This window comes from Mycobacterium sp. 852013-50091_SCH5140682 (genome assembly GCF_001665685.1).
Lineage (GTDB): Bacteria > Actinomycetota > Actinomycetes > Mycobacteriales > Mycobacteriaceae > Mycobacterium.
Window position 1 is genome coordinate 1 of the sequence record NZ_LZTB01000016.1, and the last position, 24,671, is coordinate 24,671.

A 24,671-nucleotide genomic window follows, 5' to 3' on the forward strand; every position below is an offset into this window, starting at 1 on the left:
GATGTGTATAAGAGACAGCGCCAGAACACCTCGGCGACAAGGTGTTCCTTGGACGAGAAGTAGGTGTAGGCCGTCGCCGGCGCTCCACCCGCAGCGCACACCTCACCGGATCCCGCGACCAGGGTCGTGGAAGTGCTGCAGCACATCGCGTCGCTGGTGGCCGACGAGCCCGAGTTCGCCGGTGCGGTGACCAATGCGCTGCTCGGCAGGGATCCCGATGTCGAGGTCCTGCGGCAGCGCATCGGCGCTGACATCCGTGGGCGGTTGGCCGCCGCGCTGGGCCAGGACACCGATCCCGATGTCATCGACTCGCTGGAGTTGCTCTACTCCGGGGCGCTCGTGCGGGCCGGCATGGGCTACGAGGCCTACCCGGCGATCGCGCGGCGACTGGAGAAATCAGCGCGGCTGATGCTCGGCTGAATCGGCGCGCGGTCCGAGGATGGCCTGTGACGCGGCCACGGCCGGACCGTAGATCTCGCGGATTTCGCGGCCGTCCTCGACGATCATCGCGGTCAGCTCACGCAGCCCGCCCAGCAGGATGATCGCCATCGGGCGGGTCAGCTCCGGCAGTTCGGCGTGCCGGAAGCCCGCGTTCGCACTGAGATCGATGAGCAGATCGGTGAGTTCACGCATGGCTTCGCGCTGCAACGGGCGGGCTTCGGCGCCGAGCGCAGGCAGTTCCCGGATCCAGCTCAAGGTGACTGCGGGGGCGGATTCGATGTGGTCGACATAGGCGCCGACGGCTTGGGCGATCTGGTCCTGCCAGGGCGCGTCGGCATCGACGGCGGTGCGGATCTCGCCGACCAGCCGCGCGTTGTTGAGCCGCAGCAACTCGATGAAACACGCTTCCTTGCTGGAGAACTGGTCGTAGAAGGTGCGCTTGGAGGTGCGGGCGTGCCGGACGACATCGGCCACCGTGGTTTCGCGATAGCCCTTGTCGGTGATGGCTGCCGCGAGCCCGTCGAGCAGTCGCAGCCGGAAGGCGTCCGTACCGGCGGGAGATCCGGAACCCGCGAGTGCAGCAGTCATGTCACCACCCTTGCGTCTCTTGGTACCTGCGAGTACCGTACTACACACGTTAGTGGTACACGGCAGTACCAACATGTGGCTGGAGATGGCATGACCGAAACAGTGACCGTCGTACAACCCGAAATCACCGAGGCGCGCATTCCGCCCGGCCCCCGAATCCCCGTCGTGCTGCAGGGCGCCGGGTATGCCCTCGCCCGACGGTGGATGGTCAAACGGATCTCCCGGCGCTACGGCGACATCTTCACCCTGCGGTTACCGATGTTCGGCCGCACGGTCATCGTCGCCGAACCGCAGCTGGCCAAGCAGCTGTTCCAGGCCAACACCGAGGACGTCGGCAACGTCCAGCCCAACCTGAGCCGCATCCTCGGCTCGGGCTCGGTCTTCGCCCTCGACGGCACCGATCACCGGCGTCGCCGCAAGCTTCTGACCCCGCCGTTCCACGGCAAGAGCATCCGCAACTACGAGGCCATCTTCGAAGAAGAGACCCTGCGCGAGGCGGCGAACTGGCCCGAGGGTAAGGAGTTCGAAACCCTCGAACCGATGATGCGCATCACCCTCAACGCCATCCTGCGGGCTGTGTTCGGTGCCGACGGCGAACAGCTCGACGAGCTGCGGCGCATCATCCCGCCCTGGGTGACCCTCGGGTCACGGCTCGCCGTGCTGCCCAACCCGACGCGAGACTACGGCCGGTTCAGCCCATGGGCGCGGCTCGCCAGATACCGCAGTGAGTACGACGCGGTGATCGACCAGCTGATCGAGCGCATCGAATCCGATCCGGACTTCGAGGACCGCGACGATATCCTCGCGCTGCTGCTGCGCAGCACCTACGAGGACGGTTCGGCCATGTCCCGCAAGGACATCGGCGACGAGCTGCTGACGCTGCTGGCGGCGGGCCACGAAACCACGGCGTCCACGCTCGGGTGGGCGTTCGAACGCATCCGCCGCCACCCCGAGGTGCTCGCGCAACTGGTCGCCGAGGCCGCGACCGACGGCAACGAGTACCGCCAAGCGACCATCCTGGAGATCCAGCGCGTCCGCACGGTGATCGATTTCGCGGGCCGCCACGTCTACGCGCCCGCCTTCGAACTCGGCGACTGGGTGATCCCGCAGGGCTACTCGGTGATCGTCGCGCTCGCCGCGATCCAGGAACGGCCCGAAGAGTTCCCCGACCCGGAGCGGTTCGACCCGCAGCGTTTCCTCGGCAGCCGCCCCGGTCTGGGCTGGATCCCGTTCGGCGGGGGCACCCGGCGTTGCGTGGGTGCGGCGTTCGCCAACGTCGAGATGGATGTCGTGCTGCGAACTGTGTTGCGGCACTTCGTCATCGACACCACGACCGCACCCGGCGAGAAGGTGCACTCGCGCGGGGTGGCCTATACGCCGAAGTCGGGCGGCCGGGTCGTCATGCACCGGCGCGCCACCCCGCTGGGGCAGTAGCGGTTACTGGCTGGCGGTCTGCCGCTTGGGCAGCTTCCAGCCCGGCCGGGGGAAGTGGCAGGTGTAGCCGTTGGGGAAGTGCTGCAGGTAATCCTGGTGTTCGGGCTCGGCCTCCCAGAAGTCGACGGCAGGCGTGACCTCGGTGACGACCTTGCCCGGCCACAGCCCCGACGCATCCACGTCGGCGATGGTGTCCAATGCGACACGCTTCTGCTCGTCGTCGAGGTAGAAGATCGCCGACCGGTAGCTGGTGCCGACGTCGTTGCCCTGCCGGTCCTTGGTGCTCGGATCGTGAATCTGGAAGAAGAACTCCAGCAGCGCCCGGTAGTCGGTCTTGGCGGGGTCGTAGACGATCTCGACGGCTTCGGCGTGGCCGGGATGGTTGCGGTACGTGGGGTGATCGTTGCGCCCACCGGTGTAGCCCACCCGTGTCGACACCACGCCCGGCTGCTTGCGGATGAGATCCTGCATGCCCCAGAAGCAGCCTCCCGCGAGAATTGCCGTGGAGTAGTTGCTCATTGCGCTCGCTCCTTCGATAGCGTCTGTCGGCCGGTGGGTCCCATTGTGCTCCGACGCTACGGTGGAACCCATGCGCATAGCTGTAACCGCAGCTCTGGCCGGTTTACTCCTGACGGCCGGAGCCGGGCGGGCCGCCGCGGAGCCGACGGCGGTGCCGGAGATGACGCCGGACGCGGCGCGCACGGTCTTCGTCGACAACCCGGCCATCGTCGCCCCGCATGTCACTCGCATCGAGTCCTGGACGCGCAACGGTGAGGGCCTCGCGGTGAATTTCACCGCGGGCACCCCCGACTGCTTCGGTGTGCACGTCACCGCGCAAGAGACCGACCAGACCGTCACCGTGGATCTGCGTGGCGGCACGCCACCGGAGTCGGTGGGACGAATGTGTATAGCGCTGGCGGTCCGCGGGACGGTGGACGTGCCGCTGTCCGCGCCGCTGGGGGACCGGAAGGTGCTTGCCGTCGAATGGTAGAACGTGTTCTAGTTCTTGGGTGAGCAAGACGTTCAGCCGCGAGGAGCTGGCCGCGGCGTTCGCGACCTTCGAGAAAACCGTGGACCGCGCCGCCGCCACCAAGGACTGGGACGTCTGGGTGGAGCACTACACACCCGACGTCGTGTACATCGAGCACGCCGCAGGCACCATGAAGGGCCGCGACGAAGTGCGGTCCTGGATCTGGAAGACCATGACGAGCTTCCCGGGCAGCCACATGACTGCGTTCCCGGCGCTCTGGCACGTGATCGACGAGTCGACCGGGCGGATCATCTGCGAGCTGGACAACCCGATGGTCGACCCGGGCGACGGCACCATCATCAGCGCCACCAACATCTCGATCATCACCTACGCCGGCGACGGGATGTGGTCCCGCCAAGAGGACATCTACAACCCGCTGCGGTTCGTGTCCGCCTCTATGAAGTGGTGCCGGAAAGCCGCCGAACTCGGCACACTGCCCGACGAGGCCGCGCAGTGGATGCAGCGGATGGAGAAGATGGGACGGCAGGCATGACGGCTCTGGTCATCGGCGCGAACGGGTACCTGGGCTCGCACGTCACCCGCCAACTCGTCGAGGCAGGCGAAGACGTCCGGGTGATGGTGCGGCCCGGTGCCAACACGATCGGTATCGACGATCTCGACGTCACCCGGTTTCTCGGCGACATCTGGGACAACGATGTGCTGCGCGCGGCGATGACCGGTGCCGACGTCGTCTATTACTGCGTCGTCGACACCCGCGGCTGGCTGCGCGACCCGGCGCCGCTGTTCCGCACCAACGTCGAGGGCACCCGCAACGTGCTCGACATCGCCGTTGAGCCCGAAATCGCCTCTGGGTTACGACGTTTCGTCTTCACCAGCAGCTACGCCACCGTGCACCGCCGGCGCGGGCGGCGGTCGACCGAAGCCGACGTCATCGGATCGAACCAGATCAAGCGCCTCACCCCGTATGTGCGGTCCCGTGTGCAGGCCGAGAACCTGGTGCTGCAGTACGCCCGCGAGCGCGGGCTGCCCGCCGTCGCGATGTGCGTCTCCACCACCTACGGCGGCCGCGACTGGGGCCGCACCCCGCACGGCTCCATCATCGCGGGCGCCGCGTTCGGCAAGCTGCCGTTCGTGATGAGCGGCATCGAATTGGAAGCCGTCGGTGTCAACGACGCCGCGCGGGCTCTGATCCTGGCAGCGGAGAAAGGCCGCGTTGCCGAGCGTTACCTCATCTCGGCGAAGATGATCAGCAACGCCGAGGTCGTCCGCATCGCCGCGGACGCCGCCGGTGTGGCGCCGCCGGCGAAAACCATCCCGTTGCCGCTCACGTACGCGCTGGCCACGATCGGCACCATCAAAGGCAGACTCAAGGGCACCGAGGAGCAGATGTCGCTGGCATCGTTGCGGCTGATGCGTTCCGAAGCTCCCGTCGACCACAGCAAGGCCGAGCGTGAATTGGGTTGGCACCCAGGGCCGGTCGAGGATTCCGTGCGAGAGGCGGCTCAGTTCTGGGTGGGCGTGCGAGCGGCCAGGCGGGCCGCGAAGCAGGGCTGAACGCCACGCCGGTAGGCGTTAAAGGCTTGTGCTGCAACCGTATTACCGCGCTAGCCTGGCAAGCATGACCGAAAAGCTCAAGGTCGACCTGCGCGGCGCGCCGCAGACCATGCTCGCGACGTTCTACGCCAAGGCGCTCGACGCCGACCTGCCCAACTCGATCCTGCACGACACCTGGGCCAGGGACATCGTCGACCGCATCGACTATGACTGGAGCCAGACCACCATCACGGCGACAAAATCGCCCGCAGTGACCACCCGCAGCGCACACTTCGACCGGTGGGCCAGCCAATTCCTGGCAGTGCATCCCGACGCCGTCGTGCTGCACCTGGGCTGCGGGCTGGACAGCCGGTTCTTCCGGCTGGCTCCCGGGCCGGGTGTCGACTGGTACGACATCGACTACCCCGACGTCGCCCGGTTGCGCACCCAGCTGTACCCGGCCGCCGAGCATTACCACGTCATCCCCGCTTCGGTGACGGATCCCACCTGGTTGCAAGACATTCCGACCGGACGGCCCACCCTGGTGATCGCCGAGGGGCTCACCATGTACCTCACCGAGCAGGACGGGATCGCCCTGCTGCGCAGAGTGGTGGACCGGTTCGATTCCGGCGAGCTGCAATTCGACGCCTTCAACCGGTGGGGTATCAAAGGGGATTGGACCAACGCCGTCGTGCGCCGAGCCGGAGCCCACTTGCACTGGGGGATCAACAAACCCCAGGACATCCTCGACGCCGTGCCCGGTACCCGGTTGTTGGCCTGGGTGTCACCGTTCGACGACGACTCCTTCGACCATGTGGTCTGGTACTACCGGTGGACCGTGAAGGCGATGGGGACGCTGCCCGTATTGCGGTACATGGCCCAGTACCACCGCTACGCATTCTGAGCTCAGCGGCCGCTGTGGCGCACCGTGTTGTCGACGCTGGGGACATTCACCTTCGGCTGGATCTGATCCAGCCAGCCCAGGTGATCGACACCGGTCGAGATGATCGTCGACGACGCTGCGGCGGGGACGGCGGCCTGCGCTTGGGCGGCCAGGCCCAGCAGGCCGGTGCCCAGTGCGCCTGCGGTGATGACGGCGATTCCGAACTTCTTCATCTCTATCTCCCTCGTTGCATCGGCTCCGGGTGATCCGTGCCGGTCTGCCTGTCCAAACACAGTGGTCAGAGGGATAATTCCGGTGGCAGAAATTGATCGGCGAATGGCAGAAACAACGATGTTCCCCCGAATTCAGGGGCCCGGCGCGACGCCAAGTCCTGGCAGAATCTGGCGATGCCCAACGCGATCTCCAGTCCGGTGAACGGCCGTGTTTCCCATTGGTTCGACAGACTGCCGGCGTACCGGCCCGCGATCGGCGGTGACCGGGACGCCGACGTCTGCATCGTCGGGGCCGGCTACACCGGGTTGTGGACGGCCTACTACCTGAAGCAGGCCGACCCCACCCTGCGGATCACGGTCCTGGAGGCGCGGTTCGCCGGGTTCGGCGCTTCGGGCCGCAACGGCGGATGGCTTTCGGGCCTGGCCCCCGGCGACCGGCACAAAATGGCGAAAACCCATGGCCGCGAACAAGTCCTGGCCTGGCAGCGGGCGCTCAACGACGCCGTCGACGAGGTCATCGGCGTCGCCGAGCGGGAAGGCATCGACGCGGGCGCCGTCAAGGGCGGAACCTTGGAGATCGCCCGCAACCCCGCGCAGGCCGCCCGCCTGGCCGGGTCCGCCGCCGAGGAACGCCGGTGGGGCAACGACGTCACCGAGCTGTCCAAAGAACAAGCTGCCCAACGAATCCGGTTCGCCGGCCTGGTATCGGCGTACCACACACCGCATTGTGCGCGCATCCAACCGGCCCGGCTGGCACGCGGTCTGGCCGATACGGTCGAACGGCTGGGCGTCACCATCTACGAGCAGTCCCCGGTCACCGACATCGTCGCGGGTAAGGCCGTCACCGCGACCGGAACCGTGCGTGCTCCCATCGTGCTGCGCACCACCGAAGGGTTCACGCCTGGACTGCCCGGTCTGCGCCGACTGTGGCTGCCGATGAACAGTTCGATGATCGCCACCGAGCCGATCCCTGCCGACCGTTGGAACGAGATCGGTTGGGAGGCACGCGAAACCGTCGGTGACGCCGCGCACGGATTCTTCTATGCGCAGCGCACCGTCGACGACCGCATCGCCATCGGCGGCCGCAGCGTGCCGTACCGCTACGCGTCGCGCACCGACAAGGACGGCCGGGTGCCCGCCAAGACCATCCGGCAGCTGACCGAGGTGCTGCACTCGATCCTGCCGCAGGTCAGCGACATCCCGATCGCTCACGGCTGGTGCGGGGTGCTGGCCGTGCCCCGTGACTGGCAAGCCGGACTTGCGCTGGATCGCACCACCGGATTGGGTTGGGCCGGTGGCTATGTCGGACACGGGGTGACCGCGACCAATCTGGCGGGCCGCACGCTGGCCGATCTGGTGCTCGGCCATGACACCCCGAACACCGCGCTGCCGTGGGTCGGGCACCAATCCCGCACCTGGGAACCGGAACCGCTGCGCTGGCTCGGCGTGCGCGGCCTCTACATCGCCTACAAACTGGCCGACCGGCACGAGGCAGGCGGCCGGGCGTCGACATCCCCGATCGCGCGGGTCGCCGACGGCATCACCGGCAAGCCGCACTGAGCGGTCACCCTTCGGCGCGCGCCTTGAGCCGCTCCAGCGTCCGCTTGATGTGTTCGGTGTTGGTGCTGTCTCGGTCGGTAACCCCAGTGGCCAGCCCTCCGACGAACTTGAACCATCCGGCACGCTGGTCCCACGTGGATTCGGTGACGGTGCATCCGGTGTCGGTCGCGGCGATGTCGTAGCGCCAGTGCGCCACCGGGAACATCAGCGACTTCACGTCGAACGCGAACGTCCTGCCGGGGTCGGCGGCGGTGACCGTGCAGGTGGTGGTCCATGTGCGTGACCCGTTGCGGTTCTGGCCGACGAACACCGCACCCGGTGTGGCCGAATCGCCCTTCTTCCACTGCATCGCGTGCGCCTCCTCGGCGAGCGACGCCAGTGTCGGCAGGTCGGTGATCAGTGCGTACACCGCTGCGGGAGCGGCGGCGATCGACACGGAAGCAGTCACGCAGGCAGGCGCGGAAGCTGTCATGGGCCCGATCGTAGTCAGCGGGTGCGATCGATCATCTGCATCTGCGCCTCGGTGTGATGGTCCCCGGCCGGTGGGGTCAGCTCGTCGAGCGTGGCCAGTTGCTCGGCAGTCAGTGCGACGGTGTCGGCCGCGACGTTCTCTTCCAGTCGCGCAACACGTTTGGTGCCGGGAATCGGGACGATGTCACTGCCTTGGGCGAGCAGCCAGGCCAGCGCGACCTGGCCCGGGGTGGCGCCGGCCTGCTCGGCGATCGCCCGCACCTGGTCTGCGAGGGCCAGGTTCTGCTCGAAGTTCTCGGCACTGAACCGGGGGTTGTCGCGCCGGGTGTCGTCATCGGCCAAGTCGGCGACGGACCGGATCTGCCCGGTGAGAAAGCCGCGGCCCAACGGTGAATAGGCCACGAAGCCGATGCCCAGTTCGCGCAGCGTCTGCAGGATGCCGTCCTCGGGATCACGCGTCCACAGCGAATACTCCGACTGCAGCGCGGTGATCGGGTGTACGGCGTGGGCCCGGCGGATGGCCGCGACGCCGACCTCGGACAGGCCGATGTGCCGGACCTTGCCCTCGGTGATCAGCTCGGCGACGGCCCCGATGGTGTCCTCGATGGGCGTGCCGGGGTCGAGCCGGTGCTGGTAGTAGAGGTCGATATGGTCGGTGCCCAGCCGGCTCAGCGATCCTTCCACCGCTGTGCGGATGCTGGCCGGGCTGCTGTCCAGGCCGTCGCGGCCGGTGTGGGAGATCATGCCGAACTTGGTCGCCAGCACCACTTTGTCGCGCCGCCCGGTCAGCGCCCGCCCGACCAGCTCTTCGTTGACGTACGGGCCGTACACCTCGGCGGTGTCGATCAACGTGACACCAAGGTCGATGGCCCGGTGAATGGTCCGGATGGACTCGTCGTCGTCGCGCCCCGCGCTGCCGTAGGCGAACGACATGCCCATGGTGCCCAGGCCGATCCGTGCCACGTCGAGATCGCCGAGTTTCGCGTGCTTCATGCCTACCTTGCCTTTCCTCGATTACTCGGTGTCGAGTCAACGCGCCGCATGCGGGCCTCTGCCAGGTTGTATCGCAACCCGGCAGCCGGGGAATTCGACGCCCGCAGGCGCGCGTTGTGATCCCTATGACAGACCGACCGGTGCTGCAACCGACGGCGGCACATCCCATCACCATCGAACCAACCGGGCGGCGCGTCACCGTCCGGATCAACGGCGAGGTGGTCGCCCAGACCGATGACGCGTTGACCCTGCAGGAGTCGACGTACCCTGCGGTCCAGTACATCCCCCTCGCCGACGTCGTGGCGCCGCTGACCCGCAGCGAGACCACGACATACTGCCCCTTCAAGGGCGAGGCGAACTACTACCACGTCGCCGGCGTCGACGACGCGGTCTGGACCTACGAGGACGCCTATCCCGCGGTCGCCGAGATCACCGGGCGGGTGGCTTTCTACACCGACAAGGCGGATGTCAGCGTCGGTGCATAACCTGGTCGGGTGGCGACCGCCAGTGTGGTGTTCGACGGCCCGGCGAGTCCTGGCCTGACGCTGGCTCCGCTGCGCCGCGGCGGCGTGGACCCGTGTTACCGCACCGCCGCCGACGGGGCTATCTGGCGCACGAGTCTCATGCGCACCGGCCCGGTGACCGCGCGGATCCTCAAGACCGCGCCCGACACCGTCGAGTGCGAAGCCTGGGGCGACGGGGCTACCGAGTTCCTCGACGGGCTGCCCGAACTGCTCGGCGCCGCCGACGACGACAGCGACTTCGACCCCGTCGAGCCGACCATCGCCGAGGCCTATCGGCGTACGCCCCATCTGCGGTTGGGCCGCACCGGGCGGGTGCTCGAGGCGCTGATCCCGGCGATCATCGAGCAGCGGGTCTCCGGCATGGACGCCTGGCGGGCGTGGCGCGCACTGTTGAGAAGGTACGGCGCCCCGGCGCCGGGCCCCGCGCCCAACGGGATGCGGGTGCCGCCCAGTGCCGAGGTGTGGCGACACATCCCGTCGTGGGAGTTTCACCGCGCCAACGTGGATCCGGGCCGAGCCCGGACCATCGTCGGGTGCGCCCAGCGCGCCGACGCGCTAGAACGGCTCACGGCGGATCGCGCGATGGCCGGCCTGCGCTCCCTGCCCGGGGTGGGTGAGTGGACGGCCGCCGAGACCGTGCAACGCGTGTACGGCGACGCCGATGCGATCTCGGTCGGGGACTACCACCTGGCCAAGGTGGTGGGCCTGAGCCTGCTGGGTACCCCGATCGACGACGCCGCCATGGTCGAGTTGCTGGAACCGCTACGGCCGCACCGACAGCGGGCGGTGCGATTGCTGGAAGCCAGTGGGCTGGCGGTCAATCCGCGCCGCGGCGCCCGGCAGGCCATACCGAATCTGCGGGCGCTGTAGTCCGACAGTTGACCTCAAGGTTGGTTGAGGTGTCAGCCTGGAGCCATGCCTACCTGGATATGCACCGGATGCGGTGTCGAACATCCGCATTCCGATGCCCGCCCGCCGGAGAACAGCTGCGTGCTCACCTCAGAGGTGGTCTCGATCGAGGAGCGCGGAGACCTGCCGCCGCACGGGACCTGGACGACACTGGAAGCTCTTGCCGCACAGCCTCATCACACCGAGTACGCCGACCACGGCCGCGGTGTGCACAGCCTGCGCCGGGTGCCTCGGTTCGCGATCGGGCACCGGTCGTTCCTGGTGCAGACCGCACACGGCAATCTGTTGTGGGACGCGCCGAGCTATCTCGATGACGACGTCGTTGAACTGGTGCGCAGGCTTGGCGGCGTCGCGGCGATCGCGGCCAGTCACCCACACATGTTCGGCGCCCAGCTGAGCTGGAGCCGGGCCTTCGACCGGGTGCCGGTGTACGTGAACGCCCTTGACCAGGAATGGCTTCCGCAGCAGGACCTGCTGATCGAGCTGTGGCGCGACGAGGTCGCGCCGGTACCTGGTGTGCGCCTGGTGCACGTCGGAGGGCACATGCGGGGGAGCTCGGTGGCGGTGACCGCGGACGGCACGCTGCTGGCGGGCGACACGATCAGCGGCGGGTTGGCGCGCGACTGGGTGTCATTCCAGCGCAGCTTTCCCAAGCACATCCCGTTGTCGGCGGCAGTGGTGCAGCGCATCGTGACGCGTCTGGACGCCTACGAGTACGACCGGCTCTACACCCTCGGCGGCGACGAGATCGACAGCGCTGCCAAAGATGTCGTGCACCGGTCTGCCGAAACCCACATCCGCTGGGTCAGCGGGGAATTCGACCACCTCACCTAGTCGATGCCCGGGTACGCCGTGAGCCGGGCCAGCAGCGCCACGTGTCCGTCGGCGCCGACGGCCTTCGCGTCGGCCACGCCGCTACTGCGCCCCACGCGCAAAGCGGTTGCCTCATAACGGGATTCGCCGCCGGCCAGAAACTGGCGCAGATAGTTGACCCGCAGCGAGGCGGTCTGCAGTGGACGCTGCGTGCGGCCGTCGTTGACGGCTGCGGAGGCCACCAATTCCAAGGCGGTCGCCGAGATCCCGCCGTGCACGATGCCGATCAAATTGTTCAGCGCCGGGTCCTGCCGCTGTCGCAGCGCCTTGACGCCGCCGCCTTCGGCGACATCGACCGCCAGACGTGCGGCCAGTGTCGGCGGCACGTCGGCTGTCTCGGTGGCATCGGAGCTCGTCGGCCACCGCTCGAGATGTTCGGGCGCACGGATGTGAAACGACCGCACGGTCGCGGTGGCCACCGGGACGCGGCCGCAGGTGAGTTCGCAGATGCTCATCGAGGTCGGGCCTTTGGGGCCGAACGGCCGCGCCGACGCCGTCACCGGCTGCTCGGCCGCACGCGCGACGACGGTTGACGCGGTGCCGGTGAACTCGATGGCCAACTCGCTGGTGACCGTCCATTCACCGGGATTGCGGCGCAGGTGATTGGCCAGGCCGCCGATGTGGTCCACCAGCATGGCCAGCGGACCGAGGGTCTGTGCCCCGGTCAGCGGGTTCACCAGACCTGCGATCGGAATGGAGGCCACGCAGCGGTCGGTGCCTTCTTCCAGCGTTTCGATCTGGAAGCGGCCCAGCGGGGTATTCGGCGGATATCGCATTGCGAACAACAGTTACGCCGACACCCGTGGCCATATACCCCCTGGGGGTATATGGTGGTGCGTATGGACATGACGGGCATGGATATGACCGATCACGCACAGCACAGCCATTCCGGGCACGGCGGCCACGGTGGACACGGCGGCCACGGCGATCACGTCGCCCAGTTCCGCAGACTGTTCTGGACCATGCTGGCCCTGGCGGTACCGACGGTGGTGCTGTCGCCGATGTTCGCGATGCTGCTGGGCTACTCGATACCGGACGCGCCCGGCGTCGGCTGGGTGTCGCCGGTGCTCGGCACTGTGATGTACCTGTGGGGCGGGCGGCCGTTCCTCACCGGCGCCGTCAGCGAGATCCGTTCCCGGGCCCCGGGGATGATGCTGCTCATCGGCCTGGCGATCACGGTCGCGTTCGTCGCCTCATGGGGCGCCAGCCTCGGGCTGGTCCACCACCAGCTGGATTTTTGGTGGGAGCTGGCGCTGCTGATCGTCATCATGCTGCTTGGGCACTGGATCGAGATGCGATCGCTCGCCCAGACCACGTCCGCACTGGATTCACTGGCTGCCCTGCTGCCCGACGAAGCCGAACGCGTCGAGGGCGACCCCGAGCGCGTCGTCACGGTCACCCCCGACGCGCTGCGCGTGGGCGACGTGGTGCTGGTCCGGCCCGGCGGCAGCGTGCCCGTGGACGGCCAGATCGTCGACGGCGCGGCCGATATGGACGAATCCATGGTGACCGGCGAATCGCGTCCGGTACGCCGGGGCGTGGGCGACGACGTCATCGGCGGCACGGTCGCCACCGATTCCGGGTTGCGGATCCGCGTGACGGCAGTGGGCGACGACACCGCGCTCGCCGGTATCCAGCGGCTCGTCGACGACGCGATGAACTCGTCGTCGCGGGCCCAACGGCTGGCCGACAAGGCCGCGGGATGGTTGTTCTGGTTCGCGCTGGGGGCCGGCGTGCTGACCGCGATCGTGTGGACCTTGCTGGGCGAACCCGACCAGGCCGTGGTGCGCACCATCACCGTGCTGGTCATCGCCTGCCCGCACGCACTTGGCCTGGCGATCCCGCTGGTGGTGGCCATCGCCACCGAGCGTGCGGCGCGCGGTGGGGTGTTGGTGAAGGATCGGCTGGCGCTGGAGACCATGCGCACGGTCGGTGCGGTGCTTTTCGACAAGACCGGAACCTTGACGCGCGGGGAGCCCGCGGTGACCGCGGTGTCGGCATCGGGCGTGACCGAGAACGAACTGCTGACCCTGGCCGCGGCGGCCGAATCCGGCTCTGAACATCCGCTGGCCAGGGCCATCGTGGCGGCCGCGCAGCGTCGTGAGCTGTCGGTGCCTGCGGCGAGCGCATTCAGTTCGTCGCCCGCGGTCGGGGTCAGCGCGACGGTCGACGGCAGGCACGTGCAGGTCGGCGGCCCGCGGCTGCTGGAGCAGGAGGGCCTGGAACACGCCGCCCTCGGGCAGACGGCTCACTGGCACGGCGCCACCGTGCTGCACGTACTGGTCGACGGAAACGTGGTCGGTGCACTGGGGCTGGCCGACGAGGTGCGACCGGAATCTCGCCAGACCGTCGATGCCTTGCGGGAGCAGGGCATAACCGTCGTGATGATCACCGGTGACGCGGAATCCGTGGCCGCAGCGGTCGCGGCCGATCTCGGTATCGATCGCGTCTACGCCGGGGTGCGGCCGCAGGACAAGGCCGCCAAGGTGGCCGAACTGCAGCGTGAGGGCCATCCGGTCGCGATGGTCGGCGACGGCGTCAACGACGCGCCCGCGCTGGCGCAGGCCGATGTCGGAATCGCGATCGGCGCAGGCACCGACGTGGCGATCGCGTCGGCCGGGGTGATCCTCGCCAGCTCGGATCCGCGCTCGGTGTTATCGGTGATCGAGCTGTCCCGCCAGTCCTACCGGAAAATGCGGCAAAACCTCTGGTGGGCAGCGGGTTACAACCTGATAGCGGTTCCGTTGGCGGCCGGCGTGCTGGCGCCGATCGGTTTCGTGATGCCGATGTCGGTCGGAGCGATCCTGATGTCGGCGTCCACGGTGGTGGTCGCGCTCAACGCGCAGCTGCTGCGTAAGCTCGATCTGCGGCCCGAAACCGCCGTCAAAACGTCTCACGAGCAAACTCTAAGAATCTGACTAGGCTTTCCTGCAAACCGGATAGCGCCTTATAACGGCTGTATAACGCCTGCGTTAAGTCTGTGTAGCAAATAGGCCTCCGGGGGCGTTGACTCGGGGTGAACGGGGTGCGCCGTTCACAGCGATTTGACAGGTACTCGAAATCGCAAGGTGTGCAACGTATTTCGAAAGAACCGTAATATGGCGGCAACACGGGAACGCGTCGGGCGAGCAATCTGGTTAGGCTTAGCTAAGTTGGCATGTCGCACGGTGTTTGCCCTATTGTTTTGTCACTTATGGCGTGTTGGACATAGCCGTCGTTCAGTGGTGCACGAACGGCCTCCCTCGCCGAGTGGCTAACGCCAGCTCGTAAGAGAGCGTGGTTGGAGGGCTAGGTGATAATGGCTCCAAAGCAAATCGGGTTGTACAACTCCGCGTACGAACACGGCTCCTGCGGCGTCGCGATGATCGCGGACATGCACGGCCGTCGTACCCGCGACATCGTCGACAAGGCGATCACCGCGCTGCTGAACCTGGAGCACCGCGGTGCTGCAGGCGCGGAGCCCAACACCGGCGACGGCGCAGGCATCCTGCTGCAGGTGCCCGACGAGTTCCTGCGCGCCGTCTGCAAGGAGCAGGAAGGCTTCGAACTTCCGCCCGAGGGCAGCTACGCGACCGGCATCGCTTTCCTGCCGCAGTCCTCGCGTGACGCCAAACTGGCGTGCGAGGCCGTCGGAAAGATCGTCGAAGCCGAGGGGCTGCAACTGCTGGGATGGCGCGACGTCCCGCACGACGACTCCTCGCTGGGCGCGCTGGCCCGCGACGCCATGCCGACACTGCGTCAGGTCTTCATCGGCGGCGCCGAAGGCATGGAGCTGGAGCGCCGCGCCTTCGTCATCCGCAAGCGCGCCGAGCACGAACTCGGCACCAAGGGCCCCGGCCAGGACGGCCCCGGACGCGAGACCGTGTACTTCCCCAGCCTGTCGGGCAAGACGATCGTCTACAAGGGCATGCTGACCACGCCGCAGCTGCGCGCGTTCTACCTGGATCTGCAGGACCAGCGCCTCACCAGCGCGTTGGGCATCGTGCACTCGCGGTTCTCGACCAACACGTTCCCGTCGTGGCCGCTGGCGCATCCGTTCCGCCGCGTCGCGCACAACGGTGAGATCAACACCGTCACCGGCAACGAGAACTGGATGCGGGCCCGTGAGGCGCTCATCCACACCGACGTGTTCGGGTACCACAACGACCTGAACAAGATCTTCCCCGTGTGTACGCCGGGCGCGTCGGACACCGCCCGGTTCGACGAAGTCCTCGAGCTGCTGCACCTGGGCGGGCGCCCCCTGCACCACGCGGTGCTGATGATGATTCCCGAAGCCTGGGAGCGCAACACCGAGATGGACCCGGCCCGCCGGGCGTTCTACCAGTACCACGGCTCGCTGATGGAGCCGTGGGACGGACCGGCCTCGGTGTGCTTCACCGACGGCACCATCGTCGGCGCGGTGCTCGACCGCAACGGCCTGCGCCCCTCGCGTATCTGGGTGACCGAAGACGGCCTGGTCGTCATGGCATCCGAGGCCGGCGTGCTGGACCTGGATCCCTCGACCGTCGTGCAGAAGATGCGCCTGCAGCCCGGCCGCATGTTCCTGGTGGACACCGCGCAGGGCCGCATCGTCTCCGACGAAGAGGTCAAGGCCGAGCTGGCCGCCGAGCACCCCTACCAGGAGTGGCTCGACGCAGGTCTCTTCCACATCGATGAACTGCCCCAGGGCAAGTACGTCAAGATGCCCCACCACCGCGTCGTGCTGCGCCAACAGGCCTTCGGCTACACCTACGAAGAGCTCAACCTGCTGATCGCCCCCATGGCCCGGACCGGTGCCGAGGCGCTCGGCTCGATGGGCACCGACACGCCCATCGCGGTGCTCTCGGAGCGGCCGCGGATGCTGTTCGACTACTTCCAGCAGCTCTTCGCCCAGGTGACCAACCCGCCGCTGGACGCGATCCGCGAAGAGGTGGTCACCAGCCTGCAGGGGGTCATCGGTCCCGAAGGCGACCTGCTCAACCCCGACGAGAACTCCTGTCGCCAGATCGTGCTGCCGCAGCCGATCCTGCGCAACGCCGAGCTGTCCAAGCTCATCGACGTCGACCCCGACCACGAGATCCGCGGCCGCAAGCACGGCATGCGGGCTGCCGTGGTGAGCTGCCTGTATCCGGTCGCCGACGGCGGCGCCGGCCTGCGTCGGGCCTTGGAGGACGTACGCACCAAGGTCTCGCAGGCGATCCGCAACGGTGCCCGCATCATCGTGCTCTCCGACCGCGAATCCAACGAATGGCTCGCGCCGATCCCGTCGCTACTGTCCGTTGCCGCCGTGCATCATCACCTGGTTCGCGAACGCACCCGCACCCAGGTCGGCCTCGTCGTCGAATCCGGCGACGCCCGCGAGGTGCACCACATGGCCATGCTGTGTGGTTTCGGCGCGGCAGCGATCAACCCGTACATGGCCTTCGAGTCGATCGAGGACATGATCGACCGCGGCGTCATCACCGGGCTCACCAGCGACCAGGCCAAGGCCAACTACGTGAAGGCCGCAGGCAAGGGTGTGCTCAAGGTGATGTCCAAGATGGGCATCTCGACGCTGGCCTCCTACACCGGCGCCCAGCTGTTCCAGGCCGTCGGTATCAGCCAGCGGGTGCTCGACGAGTACTTCACCGGATTGCACTGCCCCACAGGCGGTATCGACCTCGACGACATCGCCGCCGATGTGGCGACCCGGCATGAGCTGGCGTACCTGGACCGTCCCGACGAGTGGGCGCACCGCGAGCTCGAGGTCGGCGGCGAATACCAGTGGCGGCGCGAGGGTGAGTACCACCTGTTCAACCCCGACACGGTGTTCAAGCTGCAGCACTCGACCCGCACCGGGCAGTACTCGGTGTTCAAGGAGTACACCCAGCTGGTCGACGACCAGAGCGAGCGGATGGCCTCGCTGCGCGGCCTGCTCAAGTTCAAAGAAGGTGTGCGGCAGCCGATTTCGATCGACGAGGTCGAGCCGGCCAGCGAGATCGTCAAGCGCTTCTCCACCGGTGCGATGAGCTACGGCTCGATCTCCGCCGAGGCGCACGAGACGCTCGCCATCGCGATGAACCGCCTTGGCGGCCGGTCCAACTCGGGTGAGGGCGGCGAGAGCGTCGACCGCTTCGACCCCGACGCCAACGGCGACTGGCGGCGCAGTGCCATCAAGCAGGTGGCCTCGGCCCGGTTCGGTGTCACCAGTCACTACCTGACCAACTGCACCGATATCCAGATCAAGATGGCCCAGGGCGCCAAGCCCGGTGAGGGCGGGCAGCTTCCGGGGCACAAGGTGTACCCGTGGGTGGCCGAGGTTCGGCACTCGACGCCGGGTGTCGGGCTCATCTCGCCGCCGCCGCACCACGACATCTACTCGATCGAGGATCTGGCGCAGCTGATCCACGACCTGAAGAACGCCAACCCGGCAGCCCGCATCCACGTCAAGCTGGTCAGCGAGAACGGTGTCGGGACCGTCGCGGCCGGTGTCTCCAAGGCGCACGCCGACGTGGTGCTCATCTCCGGGCACGACGGCGGCACGGGTGCCACCCCGCTGACCTCGCAGAAGCACGCAGGTGCGCCGTGGGAGCTGGGCCTGGCCGAGACGCAGCAGACGTTGCTGCTGAACGGTCTTCGCGACCGGATCGTCGTGCAGGTGGACGGTCAGCTCAAGACGGGCCGCGACGTGGTCGTCGCCGCGCTGCTCGGTGCCGAGGAATTCGGTTTCGCGACCGCACCCCTGGTTGTCTCGGGCTGCATCATGATGCGGGTCTGCCACCTCGACACCTGCCCGGTGGGCGTGGCGACGCAGAACCCGGTGCTGCGTGAGCGGTTCAACGGCAAGCCCGAGTTCGTCGAGAACTTCTTCATGTTCATCGCCGAAGAAGTCCGGGAACTCATGGCGCAGTTGGGCTTCCGCACCGTCAACGAGATGGTCGGTCAGGTCGGCGCGTTGGACACCAGCCGGGCCGCCGAGCACTGGAAGGCCTACAAGCTCGATCTCACGCCCGTGCTGCACGAGCCGGAATCGGCCTTCATGAACCAGGACCTGTACTGCAGCTCGCGCCAGGACCACGGCCTGGACAAGGCGCTGGATCAGCAGCTCATCGTGCAGAGCCGCGAGGCGCTGGACAAGGGTGCGAAGGTCCGGTTCTCCACCAAGATCACCAACGTCAACCGGACCGTGGGCACCATGCTGGGCCACGAGGTCACCAAAGTGTATGGCGGGCAGGGGCTTCCGGACGGGACCATCGACATCACGTTCGACGGTTCGGCAGGCAACAGCTTCGGTGCGTTCGTGCCCAAGGGCATCACGTTGCGGGTCTACGGCGACGCCAACGACTATGTCGGCAAGGGCCTGTCCGGTGGCCGGATCGTGGTGCGGCCGTCGGAGAACGCCCCGGCGGATTATGTCGCCGAGCGCAACATCATCGGCGGCAACGTGATCCTGTTCGGCGCCACCAGCGGCCAGGCCTTCCTGCGCGGCGTGGTGGGCGAGCGGTTCGCGGTGCGGAACTCGGGCGCACACGCGGTCGTCGAAGGTGTCGGCGACCACGGCTGCGAGTACATGACCGGCGGCAAGGTGGTCATCCTCGGTGCCACCGGCCGCAACTTCGCCGCAGGCATGTCCGGCGGCGTGGCCTATGTGTACGACCCGGCGGGAGCGCTGCCGGGCAACGTGAATGCAGAGATGGTCGATCTTGACTCTCTGGACGACGCTGATCGCGAATGGCTGCACGGCATGATCACCGCGCACGTCGACGCGACGGATTCGGCCGTGGGGCAACGGATCCTGGCCGATTGGGATGGCGAGATGAAGAACTTCGTTAAGGTCATGCCGCGGGACTACAAGCGGGTGCTGACGGCGATTGCCGAGGCCGAGGCTGCCGGTTCCGACGTCAACGACGCGATCATGGCGGCGGCCCGTGGCTGATCCGAGCGGCTTCCTCAAGCACACCAAACGCGAACTGCCCGCCCGGCGGCCGGTGCCGCTGCGCCTGCAGGACTGGAAAGAGGTCTACGAGGACTTCTCCCACGAGACCCTGCAGGTTCAGGCATCGCGATGCATGGACTGCGGTATCCCGTTCTGCCACAACGGATGTCCGCTGGGGAACCTGATCCCCGAGTGGAACGACCTGGTGTTCCGGGACCGCTGGCGCGACGCGATCGAGCGGCTGCACGCGACCAACAACTTCCCGGAGTTCACCGGCAGGCTCTGCCCGGCGCCCTGCGAGGCGTCGTGCGTGCTGGGAATCAACCAGGACGCGGTGACCATCAAGCAGGTCGAGGTCGAGATCATCGACAACGCCTTCGAGCAGGGTTGGGTCAAACCGCTGCCGCCGGACGTGTTGACCGGCAAGAAGGTTGCCGTCGTCGGATCCGGGCCCGCAGGCCTGGCGGCGGCGCAACAGCTGACACGTGCCGGGCATGACGTGACGGTGTTCGAGCGCGCCGACCGCATCGGCGGGCTGCTGCGCTACGGCATCCCCGAGTTCAAGATGGAGAAGCGCCACATCGATCGCCGTCTGGAACAGATGGAGGCCGAAGGCACCAAGTTCCGCACCGGCGTCAACGTCGGCGTGGACCTCACCGTCGAAGAGCTGCGCGAGGATTTCGATGCGGTGGTGCTCGCGGGCGGTGCGACCGCCTGGCGCGACCTGCCGATCCCGGGGCGCGAGCTCGACGGCATCCACCAGGCCATGGAGTATCTGCCGTGGGCCAACCGCGTGCAGAACGGTGACGACGTGCTGGGGCCCGACGGCGAACCGCCGATCACGGCCAAGGACAAGAAGGTCGTCATCATCGGCGGCGGCGACACCGGCGCGGACTGCCTGGGCACCGCACACCGACAGGGCGCGGCCAGCATCCACCAGTTCGAGATCATGCCGCGGCCACCGGAGTCGCGCGCTGATTCGACCCCGTGGCCGACCTACCCCTTGATGTTCCGGGTGTCCTCGGCACACGAAGAGGGTGGCGAGCGGGTCTTCTCGGTGAACACCGAGCAGTTCGTCGGCGTCGACGGCAAGCTCACCTCGCTCAAGGTGCACGAGGTCGTCATGAACGCGGGCAAGTTCGAGAAGGTTGACGGCTCGGACTTCGAGCTGGACGCCGACATCGTGTTTCTCGCCATGGGTTTCGTGGGGCCCGAACGCGAGGGCCTGCTGACCGAGCTGGGTGTCGAGCTGACCGACCGCGGAAACGTGGCGCGCGACAAGGACTTCCAAACCACCGAGCCGGGCGTGTTCGTCGCAGGTGACATGGGGCGCGGACAGTCTCTGATCGTGTGGGCGATCGCCGAGGGCCGTGCTGCCGCGGCCGGCGTCGACAGTTACCTGATGGGCCACAGCGCGCTGCCCGTGCCGATCAAGCCGACCGCCGCGCCGCAGCGATGAGCCGACGGCAGAGCTAAGGGACTGTTGGACAGGGGGATGCTGCTGCGCCGTCGGATTGTCTGCGGCGCAGTCATCATGGCCGTGCTGGCGGTGGTGGTGCACAACCACCTGGTGCCGTTCCAGACGCAGTTCTTCGGGTTGACCGAGAACAACTACGATCTGGACACCTACCGGGCGGCTGTGCACCAGGTGTGGGACGGCAGAGGTCTCTACGACACGCCTGCGCTGCGCGGAGCGTGGTTCGTCTACCCGCCCTTCGCGACCCTGGTCCTCGCTCCGTTCGCCTGGCTCGGGTTCGACGTCGCGAAGTACGCCCTTCTGGCACTGTCGATCTGCGTGCTGGCGCTCATCGCGTGGCGCATCATGCGGCTGGCCGGTTTTCGCGCGGACGCCCGGCTGGCCGTGGTGAGTGGTGCGCTCGCGGTGACCGTCATCGACCTCGAGCCCGTGCAGGCGACGCTCTGGTGGGGGCAGATCAATGTCCTGCTGATGGCGATGGTGCTGCTCGATCTGTTGCGGCCTGCCGAATCCCGCTGGCGCGGGATCGGTTTGGGTATCGCCGCCGGTATCAAGCTGACGCCGCTGGTGTTCCTGCCGTACCTGCTGCTCACCCGGCAGTGGCGGGCGTCGGCCACTGCCACCCTGACATTCGGTGCCACCGCCGTGCTCACCTGGCCGCTGCTGCCACGCGACAGCGCCTGGTTCTGGACTCACCTCGGAGACACCAGCCACATCAGCAGGCTGGATCATCTGGCGAATCAATCTATCAACGGATTCCTCGCGCGGTACTTCGCCCCGAATCCGCGTCCGGAGTGGCTGTGGATCGCGTTGAGCCTGCTGGTGGTCGTCGCCGGTCTGGCCGTCGCGACGTGGGCCCAGCGACGGTCAGAGCCCGCGCTGGCAGTGGTGACGGTCGGTTTGATGGGGTGTGCGGTATCGCCGTTCAGTTGGGCAGCGCACTGGGTGTGGTTCGCGCCGGCGTTCTTCTGGCTCGTGGCGAAAGCGTGCACGACACGAGGGCACTGGGCCCGCGGCTGGGCCTACCGTGCTGCGGTGCTGGTGGCGATGACGTTCATGTGGACGCTGCACCGCCCCGGCCGCAACCACACCACCATGTACTTCAGCGGGGTGTACTGGAATTTCATCGACCTGCGCGCCTTTTGGGTCGGCCAGCTTGCGAGCGGTTGGTATCCGCTGGTGTTCGTGTGCTTCATGGTCGGTGCGGTGAGCTGGCTGCGGCTGAGCGCGCGTGACGAGATCGCCATGGCGACATCGGATCTCGAGGACTACCCGCCGGAGTTTCTCGATGAGCGGCTCGCGCTGAAGGAAGACGAGAGCGCTGCGGCCGGCGCCGATCGCATCTCGCAGCCGCGATAACGCCTGAGGCGCATTTTCCATCGCAGCGATTACTGACGTCTATCGTTGGTCCATGGAGCTGCGCCACGTGCGTTATCTGCTTGCCGTCGCCGAGCACGGAAACTTCACCCGCGCAGCCGAGACCCTGCACGTCTCCCAGCCGACCCTGTCGCAGCAGATCCGCCAGCTTGAGCGGTCGCTCGGGGTGCAGTTGCTCGACCGGTCCGGGCGCGCCGTCCGCCTGACCGATGCCGGCGAAGCATTCGCCGACCACGCCCGCAGCGCACTGCGTGATCTCGATGCCGGGGAGCGCGCAGTGCACGACGTCCGGGACCTGTCCCGCGGCCATCTGCGGGTCGCGATGACACCCAGCCTCACCGCCTATCTGATCGGGCCGCTGGTGCACCGGTTCCGCACCGCATACCCCGGGATCACGCTGACGATCACCGAGACCACCCAGGACCGCATCGAGGCCGATCTACTGGCCGACCGTCTGGACCTGGGCCTGGCCTTCGGCGGCAGTCACGCGTCGGGCGTCGACAGCGCGCCGTTGTTCATCGAATACCTCAGCCTGGTGGTCGGATCGTCGCATCCACTGGCAGCCGAATCCGGTTGGGTCGCGGTGGGCCGCCTGGCGGCTCAACCGCTCGCGTTGCTCAGCCGCGACTTCGCCACCCGCACGCACATCGACGCCCATTTCGCCGCGTGCCAGGTTTCCCCGCAGATCGCGATCGAAGCGAATTCCATCAGCGCGCTGGTCGAAGTCGTGCGCCGCGGGTCCATCGCGACCGTCTTGCCGGATGCCATCACCCGGGCCCACCCTGACCTGCACGCCGTGGCGCTGGCCCCCGAATTGCCCACGCGAACCGTCGAGATGCTCCGCCGTGGGGCTGCCTATCAGTCGGCGGCCGCGCACGCGTTCGCGGCGATCGCCAGGGCCGAGGTTCAACCGGGCTGACTCAACTATTGGTTTTACCGATCGATTCGATGGTTTTCACGTATTGGACGTTATGTGTGGCGGCCGCGCAGGCTCGACGGGTCACTACAACCTGAAAACGCGAGGACGTCACATGCTGCACGCACAATTCGATCCCACAGCCCGGGAGATCCTGGCGGCCGAAGCCGTCGCCGCCAAGACCGCCAAAGATCTGACGTGGCAGCAGATCGCCGACGCCGCCGGATTCTCGGTCGCGTTCGTCACCGCCGCAGTGCTCGGCCAGCACGCGCTGCCACAGGAGGCCGCGGTGGCTGTGGCCGATCTCCTCGGATTGGACAGCAGCGCAGCGCAACTGCTGCAGACCATTCCGACGCGCGGATCGATTCCGGGAGGCGTTCCCACCGATCCGACCATCTACCGGTTCTACGAGATGTTGCAGGTGTACGGCACCACGCTCAAGGCGCTCGTCCACGAGCAGTTCGGCGACGGCATCATCAGCGCGATCAACTTCCGGCTCGACGTGCAGAAGGTCGCCGACCCCGAAGGCGGGGAGCGTGCGGTGATCACGCTGGACGGCAAGTACCTGCCGACCAAGCCGTTCTAGTCGTGATGCGGCTCGAGCAGAGCGGCCTGGCCGACCGTGGGATGACGCTTCGTCAGCCAGACCCGGGTGGTGTGGTGTGACCGCTCGATGAGCTGATCCGATTGCGAGAAATCCGACGGCAGTACCTTCACGGGGCACAGCGGAGGCACGACGCGGATGTCCACCGACGACTCGAAGCGGTCGATGTCCGCGGCCAGCCGCTGGTTGATCGCGAGCGACATGGCATGCAGGGCCATCCCGAGCGTTCCGCGCGGCGGGCGGGGGAGTGCGCACGCGAAACCGGTCGGCAGCACCCACACCGTGGTCGCGCCGAGCGCAATCGCGTGCGAGAGGGGCGTGTTGTTGACGACCCCGCCGTCGACCAGGTCGTGGCCGTCGATGCGCACCGGCGGCAGGACGGCTGGGATAGCGGCGCTGGCCGCGATCGCGTCGACGGCGTTTCCCGACGACAGCAGGACGTCTTCACCCGAGAGCACCTCGGTCGCGACGACGTGCAGTGGGATCGGTGCCTGTTCGAGCCGGTTGAACTGCAGGTTCTCGACGAGCAGCCGGCGGAGCCCCGAATCCGGTACCAGGCTGCGGCGCTGTCCGACGAAACCCAGAAAGCCATGGACCAGATTGGTCGGGAAGACCTTCTCGCGGGTCAGCGATCGCCACAGGTCGGCGAGTTTCTCGACGCCGGCGACATCGGAGCGCGACGCGATCCAGCCGCCGTTGAGAGCGCCCACCGACGTGCCGACGATCATGTCGGGGCGGACCCCGGCTTCGGCCAGGCCGAGCAGCATCCCGACCTGGACAGATCCGAGACTGCCGCCCCCGGACAGCACGAATGCCGTCGTCACGGTGCCGGGATCCTCGTCACCGCCGCATCATCGCACCGAGGTCCGCCGGGCAGCTCGGTATCGCTGACGGCCGCCTGCGTTGACGGAGTTTTCTTAATATTTGCCCGCTTTGTTACGCCATCGTGATGTTCCGCAGAAAACGGCCC

22 protein-coding genes and 1 pseudogene are annotated in these 24,671 nt (G+C 67.4%); 16 read left to right on the top strand and 7 right to left on the bottom strand.

The window, feature by feature from the left end; translation table 11 throughout:
* Positions 1 to 114: 114 nt before the first annotated feature.
* Positions 115 to 420 (top strand): annotated as a pseudogene (locus A5784_RS06200) (TetR/AcrR family transcriptional regulator); the annotation flags it as partial.
* Here the strand turns inward: A5784_RS06200 and A5784_RS06205 are convergent.
* Positions 397 to 1,029 (bottom strand): TetR/AcrR family transcriptional regulator, encoded by a 633-nt coding sequence (locus tag A5784_RS06205; protein WP_064943374.1) that lies wholly within the window; start codon positions 1,027 to 1,029, stop codon positions 397 to 399. The pseudogene A5784_RS06200 and the gene A5784_RS06205 sit on opposite strands and share 24 nt — an antisense overlap.
* A gap of 90 nt (positions 1,030 to 1,119) precedes the next feature.
* Here A5784_RS06205 and A5784_RS06210 point away from each other — a divergent pair, with 90 nt between their 5' ends.
* Positions 1,120 to 2,463: a cytochrome P450 gene (locus tag A5784_RS06210; protein WP_064943376.1), complete on the top strand. Its 1,344-nt coding sequence runs from the start codon at positions 1,120 to 1,122 to the stop codon at positions 2,461 to 2,463.
* Between the two features lie 3 nt (positions 2,464 to 2,466).
* Here A5784_RS06210 and msrA read toward each other — a convergent pair whose 3' ends face one another.
* The gene (gene msrA, locus A5784_RS06215) at positions 2,467 to 2,982 is read right to left on the bottom strand and encodes a peptide-methionine (S)-S-oxide reductase MsrA (protein WP_064943378.1); all 516 of its coding nucleotides are present in this window, start codon (positions 2,980 to 2,982) and stop codon (positions 2,467 to 2,469) included.
* A 70-nt stretch (positions 2,983 to 3,052) separates the two neighbouring features.
* Here msrA and A5784_RS06220 point away from each other — a divergent pair, with 70 nt between their 5' ends.
* The 4 genes from A5784_RS06220 to A5784_RS06235 all read left to right on the top strand — a co-directional run bounded on the left by A5784_RS06220 (position 3,053) and on the right by A5784_RS06235 (position 5,891).
* Positions 3,053 to 3,454: a hypothetical protein gene (locus A5784_RS06220; RefSeq protein WP_064943380.1), complete on the top strand. Its 402-nt coding sequence runs from the start codon at positions 3,053 to 3,055 to the stop codon at positions 3,452 to 3,454.
* 19 nt (positions 3,455 to 3,473) lie between these two features.
* The gene (locus A5784_RS06225; RefSeq protein WP_064943382.1) at positions 3,474 to 3,986 is read left to right on the top strand and encodes a nuclear transport factor 2 family protein; all 513 of its coding nucleotides are present in this window, start codon (positions 3,474 to 3,476) and stop codon (positions 3,984 to 3,986) included.
* The gene (locus A5784_RS06230) at positions 3,983 to 5,008 is read left to right on the top strand and encodes an NAD-dependent epimerase/dehydratase family protein (RefSeq protein ID WP_064943384.1); all 1,026 of its coding nucleotides are present in this window, start codon (positions 3,983 to 3,985) and stop codon (positions 5,006 to 5,008) included. Before A5784_RS06225 ends, A5784_RS06230 begins: the two co-directional genes overlap by 4 nt.
* Positions 5,009 to 5,072: 64 nt before the next feature.
* Complete coding sequence (locus A5784_RS06235) at positions 5,073 to 5,891, top strand: class I SAM-dependent methyltransferase (RefSeq protein WP_064943386.1); 819 nt, start codon at positions 5,073 to 5,075, stop codon at positions 5,889 to 5,891.
* A gap of 2 nt (positions 5,892 to 5,893) precedes the next feature.
* Here A5784_RS06235 and A5784_RS06240 read toward each other — a convergent pair whose 3' ends face one another.
* Complete coding sequence (locus tag A5784_RS06240; RefSeq protein ID WP_064943388.1) at positions 5,894 to 6,103, bottom strand: hypothetical protein; 210 nt, start codon at positions 6,101 to 6,103, stop codon at positions 5,894 to 5,896.
* A 174-nt stretch (positions 6,104 to 6,277) separates the two neighbouring features.
* Between A5784_RS06240 and A5784_RS06245 the strand changes: the two genes are divergently transcribed.
* A complete protein-coding gene (locus A5784_RS06245; protein WP_064943389.1) occupies positions 6,278 to 7,663 on the top strand; it encodes an NAD(P)/FAD-dependent oxidoreductase in 1,386 nt (461 codons plus the stop codon).
* A gap of 4 nt (positions 7,664 to 7,667) precedes the next feature.
* On the opposite strand, the gene A5784_RS06250 is transcribed toward A5784_RS06245, so the two are convergent.
* Both A5784_RS06250 and A5784_RS06255 read right to left on the bottom strand, forming a co-directional pair.
* Positions 7,668 to 8,135, bottom strand: coding sequence for an SRPBCC family protein (locus tag A5784_RS06250; RefSeq protein ID WP_064943391.1), 468 nt, complete (start codon positions 8,133 to 8,135; stop codon positions 7,668 to 7,670).
* A 14-nt stretch (positions 8,136 to 8,149) separates the two neighbouring features.
* Positions 8,150 to 9,127, bottom strand: coding sequence for an aldo/keto reductase (locus A5784_RS06255; protein WP_064943392.1), 978 nt, complete (start codon positions 9,125 to 9,127; stop codon positions 8,150 to 8,152).
* A 125-nt stretch (positions 9,128 to 9,252) separates the two neighbouring features.
* Between A5784_RS06255 and A5784_RS06260 the strand changes: the two genes are divergently transcribed.
* The 3 genes from A5784_RS06260 to A5784_RS06270 are packed head-to-tail and all read left to right on the top strand — an operon-like array spanning position 9,253 to position 11,394.
* Positions 9,253 to 9,612 carry a DUF427 domain-containing protein gene (locus A5784_RS06260; protein ID WP_064943394.1) on the top strand — a complete coding sequence of 120 codons (360 nt, stop codon included), beginning with the start codon at positions 9,253 to 9,255 and terminating at the stop codon, positions 9,610 to 9,612.
* 9 nt (positions 9,613 to 9,621) lie between these two features.
* The gene (locus A5784_RS06265) at positions 9,622 to 10,521 is read left to right on the top strand and encodes a DNA-3-methyladenine glycosylase family protein (RefSeq protein WP_197514651.1); all 900 of its coding nucleotides are present in this window, start codon (positions 9,622 to 9,624) and stop codon (positions 10,519 to 10,521) included.
* Between the two features lie 45 nt (positions 10,522 to 10,566).
* A complete protein-coding gene (locus tag A5784_RS06270; protein WP_064943396.1) occupies positions 10,567 to 11,394 on the top strand; it encodes an MBL fold metallo-hydrolase in 828 nt (275 codons plus the stop codon).
* On the opposite strand, the gene A5784_RS06275 is transcribed toward A5784_RS06270, so the two are convergent.
* Positions 11,391 to 12,209, bottom strand: a complete 819-nt coding sequence (locus tag A5784_RS06275; protein ID WP_064943398.1) for a PaaI family thioesterase — start codon at positions 12,207 to 12,209, stop codon at positions 11,391 to 11,393. The two genes, A5784_RS06270 and A5784_RS06275, sit on opposite strands and share 4 nt — an antisense overlap.
* A gap of 69 nt (positions 12,210 to 12,278) precedes the next feature.
* Between A5784_RS06275 and A5784_RS06280 the strand changes: the two genes are divergently transcribed.
* From A5784_RS06280 to cynS, 6 genes are all read left to right on the top strand, one after another.
* Positions 12,279 to 14,351 (top strand): heavy metal translocating P-type ATPase, encoded by a 2,073-nt coding sequence (locus A5784_RS06280; RefSeq protein ID WP_064943451.1) that lies wholly within the window; start codon positions 12,279 to 12,281, stop codon positions 14,349 to 14,351.
* A gap of 380 nt (positions 14,352 to 14,731) precedes the next feature.
* Positions 14,732 to 19,327 carry a glutamate synthase large subunit gene (gene gltB, locus A5784_RS06285; protein WP_064943400.1) on the top strand — a complete coding sequence of 1,532 codons (4,596 nt, stop codon included), beginning with the start codon at positions 14,732 to 14,734 and terminating at the stop codon, positions 19,325 to 19,327.
* Entirely contained in the window at positions 19,320 to 20,786 is a 1,467-nt protein-coding gene (locus A5784_RS06290) for a glutamate synthase subunit beta (RefSeq protein ID WP_064943402.1), read from the top strand. Before gltB ends, A5784_RS06290 begins: the two co-directional genes overlap by 8 nt.
* A gap of 36 nt (positions 20,787 to 20,822) precedes the next feature.
* Positions 20,823 to 22,163 (top strand): glycosyltransferase family 87 protein, encoded by a 1,341-nt coding sequence (locus tag A5784_RS06295; protein ID WP_064943404.1) that lies wholly within the window; start codon positions 20,823 to 20,825, stop codon positions 22,161 to 22,163.
* Positions 22,164 to 22,215: 52 nt separating this feature from the next.
* On the top strand, positions 22,216 to 23,100 hold the full coding sequence (cynR, locus tag A5784_RS06300; protein ID WP_064943406.1) for a transcriptional regulator CynR: 885 nt from the start codon (positions 22,216 to 22,218) through the stop codon (positions 23,098 to 23,100).
* A 112-nt stretch (positions 23,101 to 23,212) separates the two neighbouring features.
* Positions 23,213 to 23,683: a cyanase gene (gene cynS / locus A5784_RS06305; protein ID WP_064943409.1), complete on the top strand. Its 471-nt coding sequence runs from the start codon at positions 23,213 to 23,215 to the stop codon at positions 23,681 to 23,683.
* Here cynS and A5784_RS06310 read toward each other — a convergent pair.
* The gene (locus A5784_RS06310; RefSeq protein WP_064943411.1) at positions 23,680 to 24,525 is read right to left on the bottom strand and encodes a patatin-like phospholipase family protein; all 846 of its coding nucleotides are present in this window, start codon (positions 24,523 to 24,525) and stop codon (positions 23,680 to 23,682) included. The genes cynS and A5784_RS06310 overlap by 4 nt on opposite strands.
* Positions 24,526 to 24,671: the final 146 nt, after the last annotated feature.

Coding starts and splice junctions, on each gene's coding strand:
- A5784_RS06260 (WP_064943394.1), top strand. CDS start 9,253: ATGACAGACCGACCGGTGCTGCAACCGACGGCGGCACATCCCATCACC.
- A5784_RS06235 (WP_064943386.1), top strand. CDS start 5,073: ATGACCGAAAAGCTCAAGGTCGACCTGCGCGGCGCGCCGCAGACCATG.
- A5784_RS06255 (WP_064943392.1), bottom strand. CDS start 9,127: ATGAAGCACGCGAAACTCGGCGATCTCGACGTGGCACGGATCGGCCTG.
- cynR (WP_064943406.1), top strand. CDS start 22,216: ATGGAGCTGCGCCACGTGCGTTATCTGCTTGCCGTCGCCGAGCACGGA.
- A5784_RS06230 (WP_064943384.1), top strand. CDS start 3,983: ATGACGGCTCTGGTCATCGGCGCGAACGGGTACCTGGGCTCGCACGTC.
- gltB (WP_064943400.1), top strand. CDS start 14,732: ATGGCTCCAAAGCAAATCGGGTTGTACAACTCCGCGTACGAACACGGC.
- A5784_RS06240 (WP_064943388.1), bottom strand. CDS start 6,103: ATGAAGAAGTTCGGAATCGCCGTCATCACCGCAGGCGCACTGGGCACC.
- A5784_RS06220 (WP_064943380.1), top strand. CDS start 3,053: ATGCGCATAGCTGTAACCGCAGCTCTGGCCGGTTTACTCCTGACGGCC.
- A5784_RS06210 (WP_064943376.1), top strand. CDS start 1,120: ATGACCGAAACAGTGACCGTCGTACAACCCGAAATCACCGAGGCGCGC.
- cynS (WP_064943409.1), top strand. CDS start 23,213: ATGCTGCACGCACAATTCGATCCCACAGCCCGGGAGATCCTGGCGGCC.
- A5784_RS06250 (WP_064943391.1), bottom strand. CDS start 8,135: ATGACAGCTTCCGCGCCTGCCTGCGTGACTGCTTCCGTGTCGATCGCC.
- A5784_RS06270 (WP_064943396.1), top strand. CDS start 10,567: ATGCCTACCTGGATATGCACCGGATGCGGTGTCGAACATCCGCATTCC.
- A5784_RS06245 (WP_064943389.1), top strand. CDS start 6,278: ATGCCCAACGCGATCTCCAGTCCGGTGAACGGCCGTGTTTCCCATTGG.
- A5784_RS06280 (WP_064943451.1), top strand. CDS start 12,279: ATGACGGGCATGGATATGACCGATCACGCACAGCACAGCCATTCCGGG.
- msrA (WP_064943378.1), bottom strand. CDS start 2,982: ATGAGCAACTACTCCACGGCAATTCTCGCGGGAGGCTGCTTCTGGGGC.
- A5784_RS06295 (WP_064943404.1), top strand. CDS start 20,823: ATGCTGCTGCGCCGTCGGATTGTCTGCGGCGCAGTCATCATGGCCGTG.
- A5784_RS06275 (WP_064943398.1), bottom strand. CDS start 12,209: ATGCGATATCCGCCGAATACCCCGCTGGGCCGCTTCCAGATCGAAACG.
- A5784_RS06205 (WP_064943374.1), bottom strand. CDS start 1,029: ATGACTGCTGCACTCGCGGGTTCCGGATCTCCCGCCGGTACGGACGCC.